General features: G+C 46.7%; 9 protein-coding genes. 5 read left to right on the top strand and 4 right to left on the bottom strand.

Annotated elements, in window-relative coordinates:
- Together QUF61_RS03355 and QUF61_RS03350 are read right to left on the bottom strand one after the other, a co-directional pair.
- Positions 1-312 (bottom strand): AAA family ATPase (locus QUF61_RS03355; protein WP_289680450.1); only part of this gene is annotated, 312 nt, incomplete at its 3' end.
- A 77-nt stretch (positions 313-389) separates the two neighbouring features.
- Positions 390-1,367, bottom strand: a complete 978-nt coding sequence (locus QUF61_RS03350) for a calcium/sodium antiporter (RefSeq protein WP_289680451.1) — start codon at positions 1,365-1,367, stop codon at positions 390-392.
- Between the two features lie 290 nt (positions 1,368-1,657).
- Between QUF61_RS03350 and QUF61_RS03345 the strand changes: the two genes are divergently transcribed.
- From QUF61_RS03345 to rsmA, 5 genes are all read left to right on the top strand, one after another.
- Positions 1,658-2,401 carry a YebC/PmpR family DNA-binding transcriptional regulator gene (locus QUF61_RS03345; RefSeq protein WP_103921233.1) on the top strand — a complete coding sequence of 248 codons (744 nt, stop codon included), beginning with the start codon at positions 1,658-1,660 and terminating at the stop codon, positions 2,399-2,401.
- A 254-nt stretch (positions 2,402-2,655) separates the two neighbouring features.
- Positions 2,656-4,017 (top strand): signal recognition particle protein, encoded by a 1,362-nt coding sequence (gene ffh, locus QUF61_RS03340; RefSeq protein ID WP_103921232.1) that lies wholly within the window; start codon positions 2,656-2,658, stop codon positions 4,015-4,017.
- 132 nt (positions 4,018-4,149) lie between these two features.
- Positions 4,150-4,299: a hypothetical protein gene (locus tag QUF61_RS03335; protein ID WP_177428560.1), complete on the top strand. Its 150-nt coding sequence runs from the start codon at positions 4,150-4,152 to the stop codon at positions 4,297-4,299.
- 14 nt (positions 4,300-4,313) lie between these two features.
- On the top strand, positions 4,314-4,925 hold the full coding sequence (locus tag QUF61_RS03330; protein ID WP_103921231.1) for a FlgO family outer membrane protein: 612 nt from the start codon (positions 4,314-4,316) through the stop codon (positions 4,923-4,925).
- A 2-nt stretch (positions 4,926-4,927) separates the two neighbouring features.
- Positions 4,928-5,698, top strand: coding sequence for a 16S rRNA (adenine(1518)-N(6)/adenine(1519)-N(6))-dimethyltransferase RsmA (rsmA, locus tag QUF61_RS03325; RefSeq protein ID WP_289680448.1), 771 nt, complete (start codon positions 4,928-4,930; stop codon positions 5,696-5,698).
- Between the two features lie 68 nt (positions 5,699-5,766).
- On the opposite strand, the gene QUF61_RS03320 is transcribed toward rsmA, so the two are convergent.
- Both QUF61_RS03320 and QUF61_RS03315 read right to left on the bottom strand, forming a co-directional pair.
- Complete coding sequence (locus QUF61_RS03320; protein ID WP_289680447.1) at positions 5,767-6,963, bottom strand: heme biosynthesis HemY N-terminal domain-containing protein; 1,197 nt, start codon at positions 6,961-6,963, stop codon at positions 5,767-5,769.
- Entirely contained in the window at positions 6,960-8,225 is a 1,266-nt protein-coding gene (locus QUF61_RS03315; protein WP_146066822.1) for a uroporphyrinogen-III C-methyltransferase, read from the bottom strand. Before QUF61_RS03315 ends, QUF61_RS03320 begins: the two co-directional genes overlap by 4 nt.
- Between the last annotated feature and the right edge of the window lie 61 nt (positions 8,226-8,286).

The raw sequence follows: 8,286 nt of genomic DNA, 5'->3' as shown, positions 1-8,286 counted from the left end.
AATATTTGAACTGGAAAAAAAATGATTGTTTTTTTCAAGGTATGTTTGAACAGAGATTGACTTGTTTTTATCTTGTATAAATGCCATGAGTCTATTTAGTGTTTCACGCATTCTTTTAATATCAACTAAAGCACCTGTAAATTTTTTTATATCTTGTGCGTGAACATTAATAAAACAAGCTTCCATCAAAGCCGTTTTACCCACATTATTTTTGCCGCCAATAAGGTTGACGCGCTTAAAACCACTGGCTTTGAAGTTATCAAAACACTTGAAATTTTTAATTTCAATTTCTTGAAGCAGGTGACTATCCATTAAAAAACCTTATAAGCCTTACTATTTTTTCATTTCTATTTTAGAGACGTAGCAGTGCTACGTCTCTACAGCTTAAATTATCCCGCATAGCTGATATATACCAACCAGCCCTGATAGCCAATAAAGGCCGAAAACAATGCTGCGCCTTCCCAACGTACAATGCGCCCCGGCCCAGGTTTGTGGAAATCACCCGCCAGTATAAATAGCATAATGGTCATGCCCAGCATTAAGGGATAGTCGCGGCTTAGTGCCATCGCATCCACCGGGCCGGGGCCGATTAAACCGGCAATGCCCAGCACTGCAAGCAGATTAAACAGGTTGGAACCGACGATATTACCCACGGCAATATCATCTTCACCTTTGCGCACTGCCGCGATAGAGGCGGCTAATTCCGGCAGACTGGTACCAATGGCGACAATGGTTAAACCAATCACTAAATCACTGACACCAAAATGTTCAGCAATACCTACAGCGCCCCATACCAGCATACGTGAAGCCAGCAACAATAAAATTAAACCCGATAATAATAGCCAGAAGGCTTGGCGGGTGGATAAACCAGCTGCTAATTCTTCCTGCATTTCTTGAGTAATCGGATCATCGGTTTTGGTCTGGCGCGCCAGATGAACGGTCCAGGCAATAATCATGAATAAACCAGCGACCAGTATAATACCGTCAATACGGCCTAATTGCGCATCCCATAGCAGGGCAAATGTACCCAATGTCACCACCAGCAATAAGGGAAATTCCCGGCGTAAGGTGTTTGATTGTACAGTTAACGGCATCAGTAAAGCGGTTAAGCCCAATACCAGTCCAACATTGGCGATGTTGGAGCCGATGGCGTTACCAATCGCAAGGCCGCTGTTGCCCTGCCATGCCGCCATGGCTGATACCAGCATTTCCGGTGCAGAAGTGCCAAAGGCAACAATGGTCAAACCGATAATCAGCGTGGAAATGCCCAGGTTACGCGCCAGACTGGCAGCCCCCGTGACAAAACGATCGGCGCTCCAGCCTAGTAAACCTAAACCCAGCAGGGTGGCAAGAATAAAGAACAACATGGTATGCACTGATTATTATCCTGAATAAAAAATGGGGGTCAATTATACATTTAATGTTATGATATGCGGTTATTTTATTTAGTTCGAATTCGACAAGATTTCTTAGGAACGAGGATGAAATAAGAACCGAAACCGGGCGCAGGATTTTTGTTCATTTTCAAGACATGAAAATAGGCGCATAGCAAGCTATGTAACTGTTTTCATAATGCAGAAAATGGAGGAAAAGGCCAGCTTGGTTTCGGGAATTATAAAATCCTCGTTCCTTAATATCTGTACCTACGGGGAATAACATGGCTGGACATAGTAAATGGGCAAATATCAAGCATCGTAAAGGCGCGCAGGACGCTAAACGAGGCAAACTTTTTACCCGTTTGATTCGTGAAATCACTGTTGCCGCTAAAATGGGCGATCCTGAACCGAATAATAATCCACGTTTGCGTCTGGCTGTGGATAAGGGGCTGAGTGCCAACATGCCCAAAGACACCATAGAGCGCGCGATTAAACGCGGCGCTGGTGCAACCGAAGGCGATGATTACGAAGAAATCCGTTATGAAGGTTATGCGCCAGGTGGCGTTGCAGTGATGGTTGATTGCATGACCGATAACCGTAACCGGACGGTGGCTGAAGTGCGCCATGCTTTTACTAAATGCGGCGGCAATCTCGGTACCGGCGGCTCAGTGGCTTATTTATTTGAAAAAATTGGTGTCATCAGCTATGTCGAAGGCGCGGATGAAGAAGCGATTATGGACGTGGCACTGGAAGCAGGCGCAGATGATGTTGCCAGCGATGATGACGGTTCTGTGGACGTACTGACCAATCCTGATGACTTTTTACAGATTAAAGATGCGCTGAAAGAAGCAGGTCTGGAGCCAGACGATGCCGAAGTCACCATGCGCGCCAGCGTACAACCGGAATTAGGCTTGAAAGATGCGGAAAAAGTCGTGCGTATGGTCGGTATGCTGGAAGAATTAGATGATGTACAGGAAGTGTATTCCAATGCGTCTATTGCTGATGATATTCTGGAACAGTTGTAAGTAATCTGAATTCGACGTAAGCTTTTTTCAGTGCTTAGGAGTGAGGATGAAATAAATGCAGAAACTGGGCGCAGGATTTTTATTCATTTTCAAGGCGTGAAAACAGGCGCATAGCAAGCTATGTAACTGTTTTCACAACGCAGAAAATGGAGGAAAAGACCAGCCAAGTTGCTGAAGTTATAAAATTCTCACTCCTTAATGCACTGAAAACCGCTTCCGTCTCATGCTAAATATATTGAGTACGGGTAAATAACATGTTTGAAAATTTAACCGAACGCCTGGGCCAAACCCTGAAAAATATCAGTGGTCAGGGGCGCTTAAGTGACAACAATATCAAAGATGCCCTGCGCGAACTGCGTATGGCTTTGCTGGAAGCTGATGTTGCCTTGCCAGTGGTCAAAGACTTCATTGAGCAAGTGCGCGCTAAAGCCGTTGGTCAGGATGTCATTGGCAGTCTGACACCGGGGCAGGCGCTGATTAAAGTGGTGCGCGATGAATTAACCGCGCTCATGGGTGAGCAAAACGAGTCGCTGAACTTACGCGCAGCACCACCGGTTGTGGTGCTGATGGCGGGCTTGCAGGGTAGTGGTAAAACCACCAGTGTTGCCAAACTCGCGCGCCTGCTTAAAGAGCGGGAAAACAAGAAAGTCATGGTGGTCAGTTGTGACGTTTATCGTCCTGCAGCAATCGAGCAGTTAAAAACCCTGGCAGATGAAGTTGAAGCTAACTTCTTTCCCAGTGATGTCAAACAAAAACCAGAAAAAATTGCCGCCAACGCCTTAAAACAAGCACGTAAACAAGGCATGGACGTGCTGCTTATCGATACCGCAGGGCGCTTGCATATCGATGCGGAAATGATGTCGGAAATCAAAGCCCTGCATCAATCGGTTGAGCCTACCGAAACCCTGTTTGTAGTTGACAGCATGACCGGGCAGGATGCGGCAAATACCGCCAAAGCCTTTAATGATGCCTTGCCACTGACCGGGGTTATCCTCACCAAAACTGACGGTGACGCGCGTGGCGGTGCAGCCTTGTCCGTGCGTCAAATTACCGGCAAGCCCATCAAGTTCATGGGGGTGGGTGAAAAAACCACCGCGCTGGAACCCTTCCACCCGGAACGTATTGCTTCCCGCATTATCGGTCAGGGTGATGTCCTGAGCCTGATTGAGGAAGTCGAGCGCAAGGTTGACAAGGATAAAGCGCAGAAGCTGGCGAAAAAAATGGTTAAGGGTAAAGGTTTTACCCTGGAAGATTTTGCCGCACAGCTAGAGCAAATGCGTAACATGGGTAACTTAGATGACCTGATGAATAAAATCCCCGGCATGAATCAGGTGCCGCAAGCCGTAAAAAATCAGGTTGATGGTCGCCAACTGGTGCGCATGGAAGCGATGATTTCTTCCATGACCCCGCATGAGCGACGCTTTCCCGCAGTCATTAAAGGCTCGCGCAAGCGCCGCATTGCCGGCGGTAGTGGTACTCAGGTACAAGACGTTAATAAAATGCTCAAGCAGTTTATGCAAATGCAAAAAATGATGAAACAAATGAAGAAAAAAGGCAATATGGCGAGAATGATGCAGGGCCTGAAAGGCAAGATGCCGCCGGGTATGTCTTTCTAAGCTGAATTCAACATAGTACATCAGCAACATTTTATTGTCGGGCTTCATAGCAAAGACCTGACAGGTTTTTAAAACCTGTCAGGTCTGCACTTCCGTCAAAACAAGTCATTGCCAGAACAAGGAGCGTAAAATATGGATACACAATTATGGCTGATTATCAGCTTGGCCAGCATTGTGGTGATTGCGCTGATTATCGTTAAAGTGATCTGGTTGTTAAAGCTTACCAAGCCTAAAGCAGAAGTCATTGCAAGCAACCCTGGCAAGTCGCCAGAAACTGACTGACAAGAAAGCCTATTATGTCTCAGCGTACATTTTTTGCTTATTGCCTGCTGCTCTGCGGTCTTGCATTGCAAGCCCTGGTATCAGGTTGTGCGCCACGTCCTGCGTTTGGCGATTGTGCCTACCGTATGCAGACCGGGGATTGTTACCCCGATCCCCACATGACGGCAAACTTACCCACTGACGAGGACTTGATTGTCGTCATGGGTAAGGCGGCAGAGGCGCTGCTGAAAAACTTGAGCGAACCACTGCAAACCGATCAAAGATTATTGGTGACCAGCATTGCAGATCTCAATCACCTGGAAAAAAGCACCGCTTTAGGACGTTTATTAGGTGAGCAACTTGCCGCGCAATTAACTGTGCGTGGCTATCAGGTGATTGATCCACGCACCCGCGAAGATCTTAGCGTGCAGCACAAAAGCGGGGAATTTATACTGTCCCGCAATCTTGAGCGAATCAGTCGTGAGCACTCGGTATACGGTATTGCCACCGGCACCTACAGCGTGGCGGCACAATCGGTTTATATTACTTTAAAACTCATTAGACCTGATGGACTAACCTTGTCTTCTTATTTATTCCGCTTACCCTTAGGCCCCGACACGCAGCGTTTATTGCATAACCCCGAATAATTATGAATTTTCATACTCCAAGAAAGCGTTTTGGTCAGAATTTTTTACATGACCCCAATATCATTCGCCGTATCGTACAAAGTATCGCGCCACAAACAGGCCAAGACCTGGTTGAAATCGGCCCCGGCATGGGTGCGCTGACAGACGCTTTGCTATTGTATGCAGACTTTCTGAATGTCGTAGAACTGGATCGGAATTTAGTGGATTATCTCCAGAAAACTTATGGGGACAGGGCCAACTTAAAAATTCACCAGGCAGATGCACTGAAATTTGATTTTTGCGACCTGAAAAAAACGAAAAAGTTACGGATTATCGGTAACTTACCTTATAACATTTCCACGCCACTGTTATTTCATCTGATGCAGCAGCTCGACTGTATTGAAGATATGGTGTTTATGTTGCAAAAGGAAGTGGTCATGCGCATGGCGGCGCATTCTGGCAATAAATGTTATGGACGTTTATCGGTCATGCTGCAATATTATTGTCAGATCACCCCTTTATTTGATGTACCACGCGGGGCGTTTAAACCCGCCCCCAAAGTTGAATCCACCATTGTATCGCTGCGGCCTCACGCTTCAGCACCGGTAACAGCCGATCCTGAAAAAATGTCTAATATCGTTGGCAGCGCTTTTTCCCAACGCAGAAAAACCCTGCGTAACAGCTTAAAAGGTTTATTCAGTGAGCAGGAGATTGCTTCAGCTAATATTGATCCCGGCCTTAGAGCAGAAAATCTGACTTTGGAAGATTTTGCAAAGTTATCCTTGTTGCTTTAAGGGGTGGGATTAAATAACTTGTACAGTTGATGCAGGGGTTTTTGTTCGCTTCACAGCTATCGTCCCCCCTATCGTGTAGATAAACCCGACCCAGATTGGGTAGGATTAACCAACGACAAACCTTGCCGATAATAATCCGCGCCGCGCTGGGTTTCTCCCATTTGCAGCATTAAATCGCCTAAGGCCTGGTAGGTTTCCGGCAGTTTTTCTAATGCCAGACTGGCTTCCAGGTATTGTTGTGCCTTGCCCCAGAGACGATTGCGCGTGGATAACTGGCCTAAGGTCAATAATAAAAAAGGATCCTGATCATGCTGTTTTAACCAACTTTCTGCACGGCTGAGCTGCTGGGTGGGGTTGGTATTGACATGGGCATACAGTGACAATAAATCTTTATCCCAGTGCTGTTTCAGGGTGTCACGCAATAAACCTTCAACCGCTTCGGTCTGACCTTCCTGCAATAGTTTTCGCGCATAACAGGCGGCAATTGCAGGTTGCAGGCGAGTGGCTTTGGGCAGACGCTCCCAGTTTAATCTTAAAGCTTCCAGACTTTGCTGCGCCGCTTCGGTTAAGATGCCCTGTACCGCTTTGATTTCCAATACTTGTAACTGCTGAGCATCCAGTACTTTGCGTTTACGCAGATCCGGCAGGAGTGCTGCCAGATTTGCCCAACTTCCCAGATGCTTATAGACCTGCGCCAATAAACCTAAAACCTGTACTTGTTGTGGCATTTTTTCGTGTAAGGGCTTGAGGGTTGCCAGGGCGAGATTATATTGTTGTTGTTCAATTTGCAGTTGACTTTGCAGCAGGGAAACACTGAGTTGATACTCGCTGGGACTGTATTCCAGTGCTTTTTCCAGGTGCTTATCACGTTTATTGATCTGTCCGAGTCTTTGGCTGGCAAAGGCTGCACCCAGATAATGCAGAAATTGCGGCTGGCTGCGTAAAAAGCTGCGTCCGGCTTTTTTCCATTGACCTTCAACCAGTTCGGTAAAACCTTGTTGCAAAGCGAGTTGCGCGCGGGTACGCATTTTTTTCTGGTAACGACTTTGCCAGCGTTCCGGTAAATACCACAAACCATGCCATAGACGAATCAGAAAATACAGCAGGATAAAACTTAATAAAACCAACATTGAGAAAACAGCCAGACTGCCTTCCACCGTCCAGGGGCCGCGACTGATAACCACGAATCCCGGATCATCATAAGCCAGCAAGGCCAGCCCGACAGCCACTGACAGTACAATCAGTAAAGAAAACAGCCACTTCATGTTGCAGGCACCTCTTCGCTGGTCGTATTTTCTATTTCTGGCATTTCACTCTCATGCTTTTCCAGGGCTTCTTCGTTAGCCAATGGTACCGGTATGATTGGCTCATTCTGCTTATTGTTCATCATACCTGTCTGCATTTTCTGGTTCAAGCGTTCTAAAGCGTGTAATGAACGTGAGATATCCGGCCACTGTGGATTTAACTCGGTATTGAGCATGGCAGTCAGATTGTCCTGCAAATGTATGACCGCAGAATCGTCTAAATCATAATAATGCTTAAGACCCTGTTGTATGGCCTGAATTTCTACATGAAACTGTCGGGTGCTTTTATTGAGCAATAACAGGCGGGCAATTTCCAGTTTAATACGCATATTCTCGCTGAGGAAATTACGCTGTTCAGGGGATAATAAACCGGTTTCATTATTTTGATTATAACGCACCACGACCAGTTGACGCAGTTCATTCCAGACTGCCGCAGAGATATTTTCCCAGTTGTCATCTTCGGATACGGGGGCTTGCTTTTGCTCGTTACCGGTATCATTACGCCGTTTTTTCTCCAGCACTGGACGCTGATGCAGCATACCCTGGGCAAGCGGTAGATCCCCAATTTTTTGGCTGGCACTTGCCAGTTTAAATGCCATGCCATTAATATCCGGGGCTTTAACTTTTTGTAGTTGTTCAATATCCTCGGTCAGTTGCCGGCGAACGGATAAAAACAGCGGCCCTGCATTTTGCATTCTGCTATCTGCGGTGGTTAATGCCAGTAAAGCAGCGCGGGCATCCTGTCCCAGCAACAGACGTTGATGGGCAATACGCAGCAGATAACGCACTTCTGCCAAACTCCAGTCATCCTCATCACCGACTTTATGCAGACGCTGGTATAAGGTCTGATAGGCACGCTGTAACTGTTGCTGTTGTTGTTGCAGGGTTTTTATTTGTTGCTGGAACTGGCTTTGCAACGGGGTTTGTTGTTGCTGTTGTTGTTCCAAATCGGCAAATTGTTGTTGCAGTTGTCCCAGCGAGCCACGATCCGGCTGGCTCCCGGTTTCCAGTTTGGCGTAAATGGTTTGTAACTGCTGCCATAATTGCCAGCTTAGGAAGCTACTACCCGCAGCCAGAGCGGCTAATAAAACCAACCACAACCAGACCCGTTTTTTTTGTGTTGGCGGTGGATTGACAGGCTTGTTTTCTGTCACTTGCGCTGTTTCCGAAACATTGGAAACAGGTGTTTCTTCCCTGTCGGAAGTGTTTGCTTCATCACTCATGCGACTGCGTTTCCTGCGATTTTTTGCTTGTGGGTATGCGCAAAATGGCTGCAATAAGGAA

Origin of the sequence: Candidatus Venteria ishoeyi (assembly GCF_030378065.1) — a bacterium.
Taxonomy (GTDB): Bacteria; Pseudomonadota; Gammaproteobacteria; order Beggiatoales; family Beggiatoaceae; genus Venteria; species Venteria ishoeyi.
The sequence above is the reverse complement of the archived record's forward strand: the minus strand, read 5'-3'. Positions and strand labels throughout refer to the sequence as shown.

Coding starts and splice junctions, on each gene's coding strand:
- QUF61_RS03350 (WP_289680451.1), bottom strand. CDS start 1,367: ATGTTGTTCTTTATTCTTGCCACCCTGCTGGGTTTAGGTTTACTAGGC.
- QUF61_RS03345 (WP_103921233.1), top strand. CDS start 1,658: ATGGCTGGACATAGTAAATGGGCAAATATCAAGCATCGTAAAGGCGCG.
- ffh (WP_103921232.1), top strand. CDS start 2,656: ATGTTTGAAAATTTAACCGAACGCCTGGGCCAAACCCTGAAAAATATC.
- QUF61_RS03335 (WP_177428560.1), top strand. CDS start 4,150: ATGGATACACAATTATGGCTGATTATCAGCTTGGCCAGCATTGTGGTG.
- QUF61_RS03330 (WP_103921231.1), top strand. CDS start 4,314: ATGTCTCAGCGTACATTTTTTGCTTATTGCCTGCTGCTCTGCGGTCTT.
- rsmA (WP_289680448.1), top strand. CDS start 4,928: ATGAATTTTCATACTCCAAGAAAGCGTTTTGGTCAGAATTTTTTACAT.
- QUF61_RS03320 (WP_289680447.1), bottom strand. CDS start 6,963: ATGAAGTGGCTGTTTTCTTTACTGATTGTACTGTCAGTGGCTGTCGGG.
- QUF61_RS03315 (WP_146066822.1), bottom strand. CDS start 8,225: ATGAGTGATGAAGCAAACACTTCCGACAGGGAAGAAACACCTGTTTCC.